Consider the following 15,028-nt stretch of genomic DNA (forward strand, 5'->3'; position numbering starts at 1 on the left):
GCAGCACCCGCCCCTTCCCGAAGCCCGCAAGATCGTATATGATTTGAGATACAACGAAGTGAGCGAGACACCATGACCTACGGAATCGACACCCCCGGCAAGATCATCGCCGTGCACCTCAACTACCCGTCGAGGATCGCGCAGCGCGGTCGCACGCCCGCGTTCCCCTCCTACTTCTTCAAGCCGGCCTCGTCGCTCGCCCCCACGGGCGGCACCATCGAGCGCCCCGCCGGCACCGAGCTGCTCGCCTTCGAGGGCGAGATCGCCCTCGTCATCGGCGAGCCCGCCCGCTGGGTCTCCCCCGAGGACGGCTGGAAGCACGTCGCGCAGATCACCGCGGCGAACGACTTCGGGCTCTATGACCTCCGCGCCGCCGACAAGGGTTCGAACGTGCGCAACAAGGGCGGCGACGGGTTCACCCCGATCGGCCCGGCCGCGATCCCGACCGCCGGCATCGACCAGGACTCCTGGCGCGTGCGCACCTGGGTCAACGGCGCGCTCGTGCAGGACGACACGAGCGACACGCTCAAGTTCCCCTTCGGCCAGCTCGTCGCCGACCTGTCGCAGCACATGACCCTCGAGACCGGCGACGTGATCCTCACGGGTACGCCCGCCGGCTCCTCCGTCGTGGTCCCCGGCGACGTCGTCGAGGTCGAGGTCGATGCGCCGAACGCGCCCGGAGCTCCCACCACCGGCCGCCTCGTCACGACCGTCACCCAGGGCACCACCGCGTTCGGCGACTTCGGCAACCGTCCGAAGATCGACGACCTGCAGCGCGTCGAGGCCTGGGGCGACGAGGCCGCGCACGCGGCGGCCGTCGCGGCCGGCCGCGCGACCCCGCTCGACGGCCCCTCGGCGGGTCCCCTGACCGACGAGATCCGCGCGCAGCTCGACGGCGTTGCCGTCGCCACGGTCTCGGCGGCCCTGCGCAAGCGCGGCTACGTCGACATCTTCATCGACGGCGTGCACCCGAACCACGAGGGCGACCGGATCCTCGGAACCGCCAAGACCCTCCGCTTCATCCCGTTCCGCCCCGACCTGTTCAAGGAATTCGGCGGCGGCTTCAACGCCCAGAAGCGCGCCTTCGACACGGTCGAGGCCGGCGAGGTGCTCGTGGTCGAAGCCCGTGGGATCCCGAGCACCGGGACGGTCGGCGACGTGCTCGCGCTGCGCGCTCAGGTGCGCGGCGCCGCCGGCATCGTGACCGACGGCGGCGTGCGCGACTTCGCCGCCGTGCAGGAGTTCGACATCCCCGTCTTCTCGCAGGGCGCCCATCCGAGCGTGCTCGGCCGACGCCACGTGCCGTGGGAGGTCGACGTCACCGTCGCCTGCGGCGGTGCCGCGGTGCAGCCCGGCGACATCATCATGGGCGACCGCGACGGCGTCATCGTGATCCCGCCGTTCCTGCTCGCCGAGGTCGCGGCCGAGGCCGCAGCGCAGGAGGAGGCCGACGCGTGGGTCGCCGAGCAGGTCGCCGCCGGCGCGCCCGTCGATGGACTGTTCCCCATGAACGCCGAGTGGCGGGCGAAGTACGACGCCTCGCGCTCCGCGAACGGGACCGGGGCCTGACATGGCCGTCGTCCCCAAGAGCGAGCACGCGTACCGCCTGATCCGCGAGCGCATCGAGAGCGGGCAGTACGTGCCCGGCTACCGCCTGGTGCTCTCGCCCATCGCGACCGAGCTCGGCATGTCGGTGGTGCCCGTGCGCGAGGCGATCCGCCGCCTCGAGGCCGAGGGCTTCGTCACGTTCGAGGCGAACGTCGGCGCGCAGGTCTCCCTCATCAAGGAGACCGAGTACCTGCACACGATGCAGACGCTCGCGCTCGTCGAGGGATCCGCGACCGCGCTGGCCGCGCCCACCGTCTCGGCCGATCAGATCGCCCGGGCGCGCAGGATCAATGCGCAGATGCGCGAGACCCTGACCCGCTTCGACCCGCAGGCGTTCACCGATCTCAACCTCGAACTCCACTCCGTGCTGTTCGAGAGCTGCCCGAACCCGCACATCCTCGACCTCGTGCACCGCGGCTGGAACCGCATGAAGGTGCTGCGGAACTCGTCGTTCAGCTTCGTCCCCGACCGCGCAGCGGCATCGGTCGACGAGCACGAACGGCTGCTCGACCTCATCGAGGACGGGGCGTCGCCGCTCGAGATCGAGCTCGCCGCTCGCAATCACCGACTCGCCACGCTCGACGCAGTGCTGGCGCACCAGGACCAACTCACCCATCAGAGGAGGAAGACCGCATGACCCACCAGAAGCCCGAGGGGCTCCCCGAGAAGATCCAGCTCTTCATCGACGGCGAGTTCGTCGACGCCCAGGACGGCGCGACGTTCGACGTCATCGAGCCCGTGTCGAACGAGGTCTACATCACCGCCGCCTCGGCGGGCAAGGCCGACGTCGACCGCGCCGTCGCCGCGGCGAAGCGCGCTTTCGACGAGGGCCCCTGGCCCAAGATGCTCCCCCGAGAGCGCTCGCGGATCCTGCACCGGGTGGCCGACATCGTCGAGTCCCGCGACGAGCAGCTCGCGCTCCTCGAGAGCTGGGACTCGGGCCTCCCGATCACCCAGGCGAAGGGCCAGGCCCGTCGCGCGGCCGAGAACTTCCGGTTCTTCGCCGACCTCATCGTCGCCGAGCACGACAACGTCACCAAGGTGCCGGGTCGCCAGATCAACTACGTGAACCGCAAGCCCAAGGGCGTCGCAGGCCTCATCACGCCCTGGAACGTCCCGTTCATGCAGGAGTCGTGGAAGCTCGCTCCGGCCATCGCGACCGGCAACACGGTCGTGCTGAAGCCGGCCAGCTACACCCCGCTCTCGGCCGCGCTGTGGCCCGAGATCTTCCGCGAGGCCGGCGTGCCCGAGGGCGTCTTCAACCTGATCCTCGGCTCCGGCGGCGTCGCGGGCGACGCGCTCGTCAAGCACCCTGACGTCCCGCTGATCTCCTTCACCGGCGACAGCTCGACCGGCGCGATGATCTCGACCAACGCGGCGCCGTTCCTCAAGGGCCTGTCCCTCGAGCTCGGCGGCAAGAGCCCCTCGGTCGTCTTCGCCGACGCCGACCTCGAGGAGGCGCTCGACGCCACCGTGTTCAGCGTGTTCAGCTTGAACGGCGAGCGCTGCACCGCCGGCAGCCGCGTGCTCGTCGAGCGCTCGATCTACGACGACTTCGTCGCCCGCTACTCCGAGCGCGCGAAGAACATCGTGATCGGCCTGCCCTCCGACCCGGCCACCGAGGTCGGCGCGCTCGTGCACCCGTCGCACTTCGAGAAGGTCATGAGCTACGTCGAGATCGGCAAGAGCGAGGGCCGCCTCGTCGCCGGCGGCGGACGCCCCGAGGGCTTCCCCGAGGGCAACTACGTCGCCCCGACCGTGTTCGCCGATGTGAAGCCCGACGCCCGGATCTTCCAGGAGGAGATCTTCGGCCCCGTCGTCGCGATCACCCCGTTCGACACGGACGAGGAGGCGCTGGAGCTCGCCAACGACACCAAGTACGGCCTCGCGGCCTACGTCTGGACCTCGAACCTGAAGCGCGCGCACAACTTCGCGCACGGCATCGAGTCGGGCATGGTGTGGCTGAACTCGAACAACGTGCGCGACCTGCGCACACCGTTCGGCGGCGTCAAGGCCTCGGGCCTCGGCCGCGAGGGCGGCTACCGCTCGGTGGACTTCTACACCACCGCGCAGTCGATCCAGATCACCCTCAACGAGGCCCACTCACCCCGCTTCGGCGCGGGCAAGTAATCCGATCCCATCCCCCGCCCTCGTCATCCTGCGCGAGGAACGAGTCGCAGGATCCGTCGGGATCCTGCGACTCCTCCGTCGCTCAGGATGACGAGAACCACGCAAGGAAGCGAACATGGCAAAACTCAACGAAGAAGACAAGCAGTCCGCGGGCTTCTGGGTCACCAAGGAGGCCCCCATCGTGGCGGCCAACCCGATCCCCACCGCCACGTCCGAAGCACCGGACATCCTGCGCTGCGCCTACATGGAGCTCATCGTCACCGACCTCGCCGCGTCGCGCGAGTTCTACGTCGACGTGCTCGGCCTCTACGTCACCACCGAGGACGACGAGGCGATCTACCTCCGCTCGACCGAGGAGTTCATCCACCACAACCTGGTGCTGCGCAAGGGCCCGGTCGCGGCGGTCGCCGCGTTCTCGTACCGCGTGCGCACCCCCGAGGACCTCGACAAGGCCGTCGCCTTCTACGAGGAGCTCGGCTGCGAGGTCCGGCGCAACCCCGACGGCTTCGTGAAGGGCATCGGCGACTCGGTCCGTGTCGTCGACCCGCTGGGCTTCCCCTACGAGTTCTTCTACCAGACCGAGCACACCGAGCGGATGTCGTGGCGCTACGACCTGCACATCCCCGGTGAGCTCGTGCGCCTCGACCACTTCAACCAGGTCACGCCCGACGTGCCGCGCGCCGTCGGGTTCATGCAGAACCTCGGCTTCCGCGTAACCGAGGACATCCAGGACAACGAGGGCACCGTCTACGCCGCGTGGATGCGCCGCAAGCCGACCGTGCACGACACCGCGATGACGGGCGGCGACGGCCCCCGCATGCACCACGTCTGCTTCGCGACGCACGAGAAGCACAACATCCTCGCGATCTGCGACAAGCTCGGCGCCCTGCGCAAGTCGGACAGCATCGAGCGCGGCCCGGGCCGCCACGGCGTCTCGAACGCGTTCTACCTGTACCTGCGCGATCCCGACGGCCACCGCGTCGAGGTCTACACCCAGGACTACTACACGGGCGATCCCGACAACCCGGTCGTCACCTGGGACGTGCACGACAACCAGCGCCGCGACTGGTGGGGCAACCCGGTCGTGCCCTCGTGGTACACGGACGCCTCGCTCGTGCTCGACCTCGACGGCAACCCGCAGCCCGTCGTCGCGCGCACCGACGACAGCGAGATGGCCGTGACCATCGGCGCCGACGGGTTCTCGTACACCCGCGACGACGAGGGCGAGAAGGGCTTCAAGCTCGGCAACACGCTGTAGGCCCGGCGCACGCGGAAGGGGCCGGGACGCAGATGCGTCCCGGCCCCTTCCGCGTGCTCGCGCGAACTGCGCGAGCGACGACCGACGGCCTCAGTCCGCGACGTATCCGGGACGCCGCTCGGGCGGGATCCCCAGCGCGAGCTCGGCGTAGCTCCGCACCGCCTCCCGGCACTCCTCGCGCGGCGTCAGGTCGCCGATGAGCGGGTAGAGGTCGTAGGCGTCCTCGAGCGCGACGAGGTTGCGGGCGATGGTCCCCGGGGGCGAGGCGAGCTCGAACTCCCCGACGCCCGCGCCGATCTCGACGAGGGTGCGGTAGAGCATCACCTGGCGCTCGTTGAGGGCGCGGTGCTCGGCGATGTACTTGGAGTGCTCGGCGAGGATCGCCACGCTCTCGTACACCTGGCGCAGCTCGTCGCTGATGGTGTCGGGCACACCGGCCTCGATCATGGCGTAGATGCGCTCGGTCGCGGTGAGCGGCAGGTCGAGCACGCGTCTGCGCTGCTCGACGAACTCCTCGCGAGCGCCCGCGACCGCGGTCATCTGCAGTTCGTCGAGCGTCGAGAAGTAGTGCAGCACGTTGGCCGGGCTCATCTCGGCCTCGGCCGCGACCGCCCGCACGTTGATCGCGCGACGCGGCCGCGACCGCGCGACGCGCCAGAACGCGCGGATGATCTCATCCCGTCGTTCATGGCGTCGTCGCGCGGTCGCATTCACAGGCCCAGCCTATTGCTCGGAGCGGGCCCCGATGGAATCGCGCTCACCTGCGGACTCCGCGACCTCGTCGACCGGCACGACGCGCACCGACTCGGTGAGCCCGGCGTAGTAGTCGGGCTTGCGGGCCTTCAGCACGAGCGCGACGATGATCCCGCCGATGAAGAGGATGGGGGTGGGCAGCAGGAGGATCTGGTTGATCGGCCCTTCGAGGCTCGTGACCACGTCGAAGTTCGTGGCGATCAGGATGAAGCCGACGACGAGCCCGATCGCCCCGAGGATCGGCGCGACGGTCACGCGCCAGACGCTGTGCCCGCGGCGGTCCTTCACGAAGTACCAGACGACGGCGATGGCGGTCACCGCCTGAGCGAACACGAGTCCCTGCACGCCGGTCGCGTAGGTCCAGAGCGCGAGGCCGAGGAACGGGTCGGCGTTCAGCACGATGGCGATGAGCACGCCGAGCGCCGAGAAGGCGCTCAGGGTCAGGCTCGCCACGGCGGGCGACTGTGTGCTGCGGCTGGTGCGGCCGAGCACGCGCGGCAGCAGCCCCTCGCGACCGAGCGAGAACAGGTAGCGGGTGCAGGCGTTGTGGAACGACAGCACGCAGGCGAAGAAGCTCGTGACGATGAGGATCTTCATGACGAACGCCGCCCACGCCCCGGCCAGGTCACCGGTGCCCTCGATCACCATCGTCTCGAACGCGTCGCTGCGCGCCATCTCGACGACGCCGTTCGCCCCGAATGCGACGGTGAGGATCCAGAAGGTGAAGGCGTAGAAGACGCCGAGGAACGCGACCGCGATGATGGTGGCGCGCGGCACGGTGCGCTCCGGCTGCTTCGCCTCCTCGGCGTAGATGGCGGTGCTCTCGAACCCGAGATAGGCGCCGAAGCCCATCACGAACAGCGCGCCCGCGCCGGTGGCGAAGAACACGTTCTTCGGTTCGAACGAGGCGAGGCTCCACGGCTCGGGGCCGCCGTTCGCCATGGCGGCGAAGGCGAGCACGAGCAGGATCGCGACCTCGAGCGTGAGCAGCACCGCGAGCACCTTCGCCCCGACGTCGATCTTGCGGTAGCCGAGGAACGCGACGATCGCGACGGCGATGAGCGACCAGACGCCCCAGGGCAGGTCGATGTGCAGCAGCTCCTTGAATGTGAACTGCGCGAAGAAGCCGATGAACCCGTAGAACGAGATCACGAGCGAGATGTAGGCGAAGACCGTGACGGAGGAGACGCCGAGACCGAACGGCTTGCCGAGCCCGCGCGAGACGTAGGCGTAGAAGGCGCCCGCGTTGCGCACGCTCTTCGACATGGCGGTGAAGCCCAGCGCGAAGAAGATGAGCACGACCGCGCAGAAGAGGATCGCACCGGGTGCGCCGATGCCGCCCATGCGGAACGAGGTGATCGCGCCGCTGGCGATCACGGTGAGGGGCGCGGCCGCCGAGATCACGAAGAACACGATGTCCCACGTGCCGAGGCGGCCGGTCGCGAGACGCCCGCCCGACCCCGCCTCCGGGGCCTGCGACGAGTGCGATGTTGAGGCGGTCATGAGGGCGACTCCTTTGTCCGATGCTGCGAGATCCGCGAGTTGCTGAACGTTGATCAGAACTTTTCCGATTCGTGAATCCTTTGGGTAGTGTAAACACAAACGAGAGGATTGAACAATGTTTGAAGACTCGCTCAGCGCTGACGAGCAAGCCGGCATCGCGATCCGCGCACGGGACCTGGGTGTCCCGTTCGACGGCGAACCCGGCCGATGGAACGCGATCACCGACGTTCCCGGCCTCGAGGTCGGCTTCAGCACGATCGTGTCCGACGGACCGGCGCCCGCCCGCACCGGGGTGACGGCGATCCTCCCCCGCGGGCGCGAGCACGCGGGCCTCCCCTGCGCGGCGGGTGTCGCGGTGCTCAACGGCAACGGCGAGCTCACCGGCCGCAGCTGGATCGAGGAGTCCGGTCAGTTCCAGACCCCGATCGGGATCACCAACTCGCACTCCGTCGGTGCCGTGCACTCCGGGATCGATCGCTGGATGGCCGAGCACCACCCGAGCAGCGCCGCGGCGTGGATGCTCCCCGTCGTCGGCGAGACCTGGGACGGCTACCTCAACTCGATCAACGCCGAGCATGTGCGCCCCGAGCACGCGACGGCGGCGCTCGACGCGGCGAGCGGCGGCCCGGTCGCCGAGGGCAACGTCGGCGGCGGGACGGGCATGAACTGCTACGGCTTCAAGGGCGGCACCGGCACCTCCTCGCGCGTGGTGCGGATCGGCGATCGGCGCTGGACGGTCGGCGTGCTGCTGCAGGCGAACTTCGGCAGCCGCTCGGAGCTCCGCATTGCAGGCCGCCCGCTCGGCCGGGACTCGCAGGCGCCGAACCCGATGGAGACGAGCGGCTGGTTCGAGCGCGAGGCCGGTCCCGGCGCCCGCGCGGTCGCCGGCGCGGGCAGCGTCATCGCGATCGTCGCGACCGACGCCCCGCTCCTCCCGGACCAGTGCGCGGCGCTCGCGCGCCGGGTCCCGCTCGGTCTCGCGCGCACCGGCACCACGGGCAGCCACTTCTCGGGCGACATCTTCCTCGCGTTCTCGACGGCGAACGCGGGGGCCCTCGGCTCGCGCATGAGCACCGCCGGGCCCGACGTCGAAGAGCTCTCGCACCTCGCCTGGGGGCGGATCGACCCCTTCTACGCGGCCGTCGTCGAGGCGACCGAGGAGGCCGTGCTCAACGCGCTGGCGGCCGCCGAGGACACCGTCGGGCGAGACGGGCACGAGAGCTTCGCCCTGCCCCACGACGAGGTGCGCGCGGCGTTCGCGGCGAGCGCCTGAGCCGCCCCGGCCGCCCCGCGGAGCACCGTCAGACGGCCGGGAACCGGATTACTTGAAGCTGAGCGCTTTCGGACATGGCCTGTGCGCGCAGCGACCAGGCCATGCCTTCGCGCCCTTCCTAGACTCGGGGGCACTCGAACCTCATCGGCGACGACGCCGGCGCGCGACGAAGACGCTGCGCGCGGGAAGGATGACCTGCTCATGACCGCTTCAACCACCGACGCCCCGGCGACGCACGATCCGGGGCTCAGCCGCCGGACGCTCGGCGTCCCATCGATCACGCTGATGATCATCGCCGCGTCCGCACCGCTCACCGTGGTCGCGGGCGGCGTCACCACCTCCTTCGCGGTGACCGGCTCCCTCGGCGTCCCGCTCGGCTTCGTCGTGATCGCAGTGATCCTCACCGTGTTCGCGGTCGGCTACACCGCCATGGGCCGCTACATCACCAACGCGGGCGCGTTCTACGCCTACATCTCGCAGGGCCTCGGCCGCCCGATCGGCGTCGGCGCCTCGCTCATCGCGCTCGTCTCGTACAACGCGATGCAGATCGGCGTGTACGGACTCTTCGGATTCCAGCTCTCGATGTTCCTCGAGGCCAAGTTCGGCTTCTCGTCGCCCTGGTGGCTGTGGATCCTGCTCTGCATCGTGGTCGTCGGCGTGCTCGGCGTGAACCGCATCGACTTCTCGGCGAAGGTGCTCGGCGTGCTCGTCGCCCTCGAGTTCCTGGTCGTGATCGTGTTCGACGTCGTCTCGCTCGCCGTCGCGCCCGAGGGCGTCACTGCGACCACGCTGAACCCGGCGGAGCTCTTCGGCCCCTCGCTCGGCATCGTGCTCGTCTTCGGCGTAGCCGCGTTCATGGGCTTCGAGGGCGCCGCGATCTACGGCGAGGAGGCGAAGGACCCGAAGCGCACCGTGCCGCGGGCGACCTACGCCGCCGTCGCGATCATCGGTCTCTTCTACGCGTTCAGCGCGTGGGCGTTCTCGGTCGGCATCGGCCCGTCGAACATCGTCGCGAAGTCGCAGGAGTCGGGCCCCGACCTGATGTTCGTGTTCATGAACAGCCACGTCAGCGTGATCTTCGTCGACATCATGAACATCCTGTTCCTCACGAGCCTCTTCGCCTCGCTGCAGTCGTTCCACAACGCGGTCGCCCGCTACTTCTTCTCGCTCGGCCGCGAGGGCGTGCTGCCCACCTGGTTCGCGGGAACCTCGAAGCACGGCGCTCCCTGGGCCGGCTCGGTCGCGCAGACCGTCATCGCACTCGTCGTCACGATCGGCTTCATCTTCTCGGGCGAGGTGTTCGGCGGCGCCGCGGCGCTCGGCGAGCAGAGCTTCCTCTACCCGGTGCTCACCATGTTCACCTGGCTCACCAACACGGGCGCCATGGGCCTCGTGCTCCTCATGGCGGTCATCGCGGCCGCGGTCATCGGCTTCTTCCGCAGGGATCGCCGCGGGCTCGGCGCGTGGACGACGGTCGTGGCGCCGCTCGTCTCGGGCCTCCTGCTCGCCTGGGTGTTCGTCATGATCATCGCGAACTTCCACGTGCAGCTCGGGCAGAAGGAGCCCACGTTCGGCACCTACGTCCTGCCGATCATCGTGGTCCTGGCCGGCATCGTCGGCGTCGCCTGGGGCCTGTCCCTGCGGCGCCGCAAGCCCGAGATCTACCGCCAGATCGGCCACGGCACCGAGCCGGGTGCCTACGGCACCGAGCTCATCGGCGTCGTCGACGAGCGCTGAGCTCCGCGCCCCTCGTCGTCCTGCTCGAGGGACGGGTCGCAGGACCCTGCGACTCGTCCCTCGAGCAGGACGACGTCGTGCCACCGCTACGCTCGAACGCATGAACGACGCCTCCGGCCGCACCGCCCTGCTGCACGCCACCATCGTGGTGGTCGCCTCGGGCGGCCTGCGCGCGCTCACCTATCGCGCCGTCGCGGCCGAGGCGGGGGTGTCGCACGGCCTGGTCCGGCACCACTTCGGCAGCCGCGATCAACTCATCGCCGAGGCCATGGAGTTCGCGATCGACGAGAGCCTGCGTGGCTCGAACATGCTCGAGAGCGGGCTCACCGTCGACGCGTTCGCCGCCGGCATCGAGTCGCTGGCCGACCGCGACAGCGAGATCCAGTCGTTCCAGTACGAGCTCCTGCTCGAGTCGCGCAGGCGCCCCGAGCTTCGCTCGCTCGCGGAACGCCACTACGGCGCCTACCACGACGCGATCACGCGCCAGCTGGCGCGGCTCGGCGTCGAGGATCCCGAGCTCGCCGAACTGATCTGGTTCGCGCTCGACGGCATCGTCTTCAAGCAGCTGGTGCTGCCCGAGAACGCCGGTGCGGCGCTGAGCCGGATCCGCGCGCTGATCGCCGACGCAGCGCAGCGCTGAGCCGCAGCCGGATCCCGCGGATTCCCAGCCCGAATCCGCACGCGCACCCTTGACTATCCAATTGGATAGTCTTAGGCTGAAGCGCCTCCGTCGCCGCTCGGGCACCGCCCGGCGGGACATCGAGACCAGACCCGAAGGGACACACCGCCGTGCCGAACACCGCCATCGAATTCCTCTACCTGTCGGAACCCGACATGATCGCCGCCGGCGTGACCGACATGGCCGCGTGCGTCGACACCATGAGCGAGATGCTCGTCGAGTTCAAGCGCGGCGACTACCGCATGGCCGGCGTCGAGAACGACCTGCACGGCGCCCAGATCTACTTCCCCAAGGAGTCGCCCTTCGCGGGGATGCCCCTCGACGGCCCCGACCGCCGGTTCATGGCGATGCCCGCATACCTCGGCGGCAGCTTCCAGATGGCCGGCTGCAAGTGGTACGGCTCCAACACCGAGAACCGCAAGCTCGGCCTCCCCCGCTCGATCCTCATGTTCACCCTCAACGACAAGGACACGGGCGCCCCGCTCGCGCACATGTCGGCGAACCTCCTCAGCGCCTACCGCACCGGCGCGATCCCGGGCATCGGCGCCCGTCACCTCGCCCGCGAGGACGCGCACGTCGTCGGTATCGCGGGTCCCGGCCCGATGAACCGCACCTCGCTCGAGGCGCTCATCGCGGTCCGTCCGGGCATCGACACCATCCGGGTGTTCGGTCGCAGCCAGGGCAGCATCGACGCCTACATCGCCTGGGCGCAGCAGCAGTTCCCGCAGATCACCTCGGCCGAGCAGGTCGATTCGCTGCGCGGCGCAGTCGAGGGCTGCGACATCGTCAGCATCGCGATCCCCAGCCCCTCCGGCACCGAGAACTACCCCACCGTCGAAGAGGCCTGGGTCAAGCCGGGCGCGCTCGTGCTCTGCTCGGCGCACCTCGGCGTCGAGGAGTCGCTCGTGCGCAAGGCCCGGCACGTCGCCGACGCGAGGAGCATCTACCAGGCCTGGGCCTCCGAGATCCCGGGCAACGCCCACGACGTCGTCGGCATCTGGGGCATGCACCTCGTCGACCGCGTGCGCGACGGACGCATGACCCCCGAGCAGTTCGAGGACCTCGGCGAGATCATCGACGGCGATACCCCGGGCCGCACGAACGACGACGAGATCTTCATCTACTCGGTCGGCGGCATGCCGGTCGAGGACGTCGCCTGGGCCACCCGCGTGTACCGCAACGCGGTCGAGCGCGGCATCGGGACGAAGCTGAAGCTCTGGGACGAGCCCGCGCTCGCCTGAGCCCGGCCGGACGAACCGAACAACGACACGAGCAGCGGAGAAGAAGGAACGAATGGACCTGCAGAAGACCAACGTCGTCGTCATCGGCGCGGGCACGGTGGGCTCGATGGCCCTGTGGCAGCTGAGCAAGCGCGAGGGCGTCGACGTCGTCGGCATCGAGCAGTACGGGCGCGTGCACTCGCACGGCTCCTACGCCGGTGAATCGCGCGTGTTCCGCACCGCGGTGCACGAGGGCGGCACCTACGTGAGCATGATCCAGCGCTCGCGCGACCTGTGGCGCGAGCTCGAACGCGAGTCGGGTCGCAGCATCTACCTCGAGGCGGGCTGCCTGAGCATCGCTCCCGAGGGCTTCCCCGATCTCGTCACCGCGCTGGGCACGGTGCAGGAGTTCGGGATACCGCACCGCACCCTCACGACCGAGGAGCTGCGTCGCGAATACCCCCAGCACCTCGTGCAGGACGGCGACATCGGCCTGCTCGACGCGCACGGCGGCGGGCTCCGCCCCGAGGTCGCCGTGATGAGCGCCCTCGACATCGCCGAGCGGAACGGCGCGCGCCTGTTCTTCAACACCGCGGTGCTCGGGATCGAGGAACGCGCGGACAGCGTGGTCGTGCGCACCACTCAGGGATCCTGGCTGGCCGACACCGTCGTGGTGGCGTCCGGATCGTGGTCGGGGCGCCTCTCGCCCGAGCTGCACGATCTGCTGCGCCTGCAGGTGCTGGGGCTCACCTGGTTCATGCCGCGCGACCCCGATGCGTTCGTGCCCGAGCGGTTCCCGGCGTTCCTGCGCGATTCGGGCCCGGTGCACTTCTTCGGCGCTCCGAGCTTCGACGGCTACGCGTTCAAGGCGTGCACGAACCCCGAGTGGCCCGTGTTCCGCGACCCCTCCGAGGTGCCGACGTCGCACACCCGCGAGGAGCTCATCAAGATCGGGCAGCGGGCCGCCGAACTGTTCGACGGGATCAACCCCGAGCCGGTGCGCCAGAGCGTGCACCACTGCGCCTACACGCCCGATCGCCTGCCGGTCGTCGACGTGAACGCGAGCGGACGCGTGGTGACGATCGCCGGCCTGTCGGGCCACGGCTTCAAGTTCTCGCCGCGCCTCGGCGAGTTCGCGGCCGCGCTCGCGACCGGTTCGTCGCCGGCCGACGCGGGTATCGATCCGCGCTTCGCGCTCGCGTCGCACCTGGAGCGGCTCGCGGTGCTCGGCGCCTACACGGGCGGCGGGCACTAGCGAGCGCGCCGGCTCAGCCGGCGGCCGGATCCACCCGCCAGTCGACGGGCGCGGCGCCCTGCGCTTCGAGCGCCGCGTTCGCCCGGCTGAACGGCTTCGAGCCGAAGAAGCCGCGCGACGCCGACAGCGGCGACGGGTGCGGGCTCTCGATCCGCGGCACGTCGCCGAGCATCGGGCCGAGAGAGCGCGCATCGTTGCCCCAGAGGATCGCGACGAGCGGACCGCCGCGGGCGACGAGCGCGCGGATCGCATGCTCGGTGAAGGCCTCCCACCCCTTGCCGCGGTGCGACGCCGGGGTACCGGCGCGCACGGTCAGCACCCGGTTCAGCAGCATGACCCCGTGGTCGGCCCAGGCCGAGAGGTCGCCGTGGGGCGCGGGCTCGATACCGAGGTCCTCGCGCATCTCCTTGTAGATGTTCTGCAGGCTGCGCGGGATCGGCCGGACGTCGGGCGCCGTCGCGAAGGAGAGCCCGATCGGGTGCCCGGGCGTCGGGTAGGGGTCCTGCCCGACGATGAGCACGCGCACGTCGGCGAGCGGCCGCTGGAAGGCCGACAGGATCCGGTCGCCCGCGGGCAGCACCTGCTGCCCGTCCGAGCGCTCCGCGTTGAGGAACCGTCCGAGCTCCGCGAGGCGGTCGCCCATCGGTTCGAGGGCCTCGGCCCAGTCGCGCGCCAGGTAACCGTTGTCGGCGAGCTCCGCGAGGTTCATGGCCATGTTCATGCCTCCGCCTTCGGCACCAGCGGCCCGCGGTGGGTGTGGAACACGCTCGACTGCGCGACCGGCCGGATCACGATGAGGTCCTGGTTGACGTGCGGCGGCTGCTCGAACGCGCCGACGAGCACCCGCGCGACGTCCTCGGGCGCGAGCGGGATGACGTCCTCGTAGGGCTTCGCCGCGGCCGCGGCGTCGCCGCGCAGGCGGTTGAGGGTGAACTCCTCGGTGTGCACGAGTCCGGGCGCCAGCTCCATCACGCGGATCGGCTCGCCCGCGAGTTCGAGCCGCAGCACCTCGGTGACGGCGTGCGCCGCGTACTTGGCGGCGTTGTATCCGCCGCCGCCCGGGTAGGCGGCGTGCCCCGCGGTCGAGGTGAGGTTGAGGATCGATGCCCAGCCCGCGCCGTCGGCATCGAGGCCGGCTCGGGCACCGTCGCGCAGCACGGGCAGCAGCGCGGCCGTGACGGTGCGCAGACCGATCACGTTGACCTCGAACATGCGCCGCCAGTCCTCGTTCAGCGCGCGCTCGACGGACTCGGTGCCGAGCGCGCCGCCCGCGTTGTTCACCAGCCCGGTCGCGCCACCCGTCTCAGCCACCTCGGCGGCCATGCGGGCGACCTGCGCCTCGTCGGTGACATCGCACACGATCGGGTGCGCCCCGGTCTCGGCGGCGAGCGCACGCAGGCGGTCCTCGCGCCGCGCGACCGCGACCGTCTGCCAGCCGAGCTCGGCGAACCGCCGCACGGTCGCGGCTCCGATCCCCGAGCTCGCGCCCGTCACCACTACGCGCCGCTCCGCCATGCCGGCCTCCCTCGTGTTCGGCCGCTGCCGGCCCGCTGTGCAGCCTATCGCGCCTGTTACGCCCGGTGTCCGGGAGGCTTCCCTCCTGCGGCGCCGA

General features: G+C 70.2%; 13 protein-coding genes. 9 read left to right on the top strand and 4 right to left on the bottom strand.

The window, feature by feature from the left end; translation table 11 throughout:
- The first annotated feature begins 72 nt into the window (after positions 1-72).
- The 4 genes from XM48_RS14430 (at position 73) to hpaD (ending at position 4,996) form a co-directional block, all read left to right on the top strand.
- Positions 73-1,569: a fumarylacetoacetate hydrolase family protein gene (locus XM48_RS14430; RefSeq protein WP_046456541.1), complete on the top strand. Its 1,497-nt coding sequence runs from the start codon at positions 73-75 to the stop codon at positions 1,567-1,569.
- A gap of 1 nt (position 1,570) precedes the next feature.
- Positions 1,571-2,245: a GntR family transcriptional regulator gene (locus tag XM48_RS14435; RefSeq protein ID WP_046456542.1), complete on the top strand. Its 675-nt coding sequence runs from the start codon at positions 1,571-1,573 to the stop codon at positions 2,243-2,245.
- Positions 2,242-3,738, top strand: coding sequence for a 5-carboxymethyl-2-hydroxymuconate semialdehyde dehydrogenase (gene hpaE, locus XM48_RS14440; protein WP_046456543.1), 1,497 nt, complete (start codon positions 2,242-2,244; stop codon positions 3,736-3,738). The genes XM48_RS14435 and hpaE overlap by 4 nt, the downstream gene beginning before the upstream one ends.
- 115 nt (positions 3,739-3,853) lie before the next feature.
- Positions 3,854-4,996, top strand: coding sequence for a 3,4-dihydroxyphenylacetate 2,3-dioxygenase (gene hpaD, locus XM48_RS14445; protein WP_046456544.1), 1,143 nt, complete (start codon positions 3,854-3,856; stop codon positions 4,994-4,996).
- A gap of 90 nt (positions 4,997-5,086) precedes the next feature.
- On the opposite strand, the gene XM48_RS14450 is transcribed toward hpaD, so the two are convergent.
- Together XM48_RS14450 and XM48_RS14455 are read right to left on the bottom strand one after the other, a co-directional pair.
- Positions 5,087-5,710 carry a hypothetical protein gene (locus XM48_RS14450; RefSeq protein WP_046456545.1) on the bottom strand — a complete coding sequence of 208 codons (624 nt, stop codon included), beginning with the start codon at positions 5,708-5,710 and terminating at the stop codon, positions 5,087-5,089.
- A gap of 9 nt (positions 5,711-5,719) precedes the next feature.
- Entirely contained in the window at positions 5,720-7,252 is a 1,533-nt protein-coding gene (locus tag XM48_RS14455) for an APC family permease (RefSeq protein ID WP_046456546.1), read from the bottom strand.
- A gap of 115 nt (positions 7,253-7,367) precedes the next feature.
- Here XM48_RS14455 and XM48_RS14460 point away from each other — a divergent pair, with 115 nt between their 5' ends.
- The 5 genes from XM48_RS14460 (at position 7,368) to solA (ending at position 13,416) form a co-directional block, all read left to right on the top strand.
- Complete coding sequence (locus tag XM48_RS14460) at positions 7,368-8,525, top strand: P1 family peptidase (protein ID WP_046456547.1); 1,158 nt, start codon at positions 7,368-7,370, stop codon at positions 8,523-8,525.
- A 201-nt stretch (positions 8,526-8,726) separates the two neighbouring features.
- On the top strand, positions 8,727-10,262 hold the full coding sequence (locus XM48_RS14465) for an APC family permease (RefSeq protein ID WP_046456548.1): 1,536 nt from the start codon (positions 8,727-8,729) through the stop codon (positions 10,260-10,262).
- A 100-nt stretch (positions 10,263-10,362) separates the two neighbouring features.
- Positions 10,363-10,902, top strand: coding sequence for a TetR/AcrR family transcriptional regulator (locus XM48_RS14470; RefSeq protein ID WP_046456549.1), 540 nt, complete (start codon positions 10,363-10,365; stop codon positions 10,900-10,902).
- A gap of 149 nt (positions 10,903-11,051) precedes the next feature.
- Complete coding sequence (locus XM48_RS14475; protein ID WP_084821205.1) at positions 11,052-12,182, top strand: tyramine oxidase subunit B; 1,131 nt, start codon at positions 11,052-11,054, stop codon at positions 12,180-12,182.
- A 52-nt stretch (positions 12,183-12,234) separates the two neighbouring features.
- Entirely contained in the window at positions 12,235-13,416 is a 1,182-nt protein-coding gene (gene solA, locus XM48_RS14480; RefSeq protein ID WP_046456550.1) for an N-methyl-L-tryptophan oxidase, read from the top strand.
- Positions 13,417-13,429: 13 nt separating this feature from the next.
- Here the strand turns inward: solA and XM48_RS14485 are convergent, their stop codons facing one another.
- Positions 13,430-14,131, bottom strand: coding sequence for a uracil-DNA glycosylase (locus XM48_RS14485; protein WP_046456551.1), 702 nt, complete (start codon positions 14,129-14,131; stop codon positions 13,430-13,432).
- Between the two features lie 2 nt (positions 14,132-14,133).
- On the bottom strand, positions 14,134-14,931 hold the full coding sequence (locus XM48_RS14490) for an SDR family NAD(P)-dependent oxidoreductase (RefSeq protein ID WP_046456552.1): 798 nt from the start codon (positions 14,929-14,931) through the stop codon (positions 14,134-14,136).
- Between the last annotated feature and the right edge of the window lie 97 nt (positions 14,932-15,028).

It is taken from the genome of Leucobacter sp. Ag1 (assembly GCF_000980875.1).
In the GTDB taxonomy this organism is placed as follows: domain Bacteria; phylum Actinomycetota; class Actinomycetes; order Actinomycetales; family Microbacteriaceae; genus Leucobacter; species Leucobacter iarius.

Bases quoted from the DNA above. Each gene is read 5' to 3' on its own strand.
- hpaE (WP_046456543.1), top strand. From the start codon at position 2,242: ATGACCCACCAGAAGCCCGAGGGGCTCCCCGAGAAGATCCAGCTCTTC.
- XM48_RS14490 (WP_046456552.1), bottom strand. From the start codon at position 14,931: ATGGCGGAGCGGCGCGTAGTGGTGACGGGCGCGAGCTCGGGGATCGGA.
- XM48_RS14470 (WP_046456549.1), top strand. From the start codon at position 10,363: ATGAACGACGCCTCCGGCCGCACCGCCCTGCTGCACGCCACCATCGTG.
- solA (WP_046456550.1), top strand. From the start codon at position 12,235: ATGGACCTGCAGAAGACCAACGTCGTCGTCATCGGCGCGGGCACGGTG.
- XM48_RS14465 (WP_046456548.1), top strand. From the start codon at position 8,727: ATGACCGCTTCAACCACCGACGCCCCGGCGACGCACGATCCGGGGCTC.
- XM48_RS14430 (WP_046456541.1), top strand. From the start codon at position 73: ATGACCTACGGAATCGACACCCCCGGCAAGATCATCGCCGTGCACCTC.
- hpaD (WP_046456544.1), top strand. From the start codon at position 3,854: ATGGCAAAACTCAACGAAGAAGACAAGCAGTCCGCGGGCTTCTGGGTC.
- XM48_RS14460 (WP_046456547.1), top strand. From the start codon at position 7,368: ATGTTTGAAGACTCGCTCAGCGCTGACGAGCAAGCCGGCATCGCGATC.
- XM48_RS14455 (WP_046456546.1), bottom strand. From the start codon at position 7,252: ATGACCGCCTCAACATCGCACTCGTCGCAGGCCCCGGAGGCGGGGTCG.
- XM48_RS14435 (WP_046456542.1), top strand. From the start codon at position 1,571: ATGGCCGTCGTCCCCAAGAGCGAGCACGCGTACCGCCTGATCCGCGAG.
- XM48_RS14485 (WP_046456551.1), bottom strand. From the start codon at position 14,131: ATGGCCATGAACCTCGCGGAGCTCGCCGACAACGGTTACCTGGCGCGC.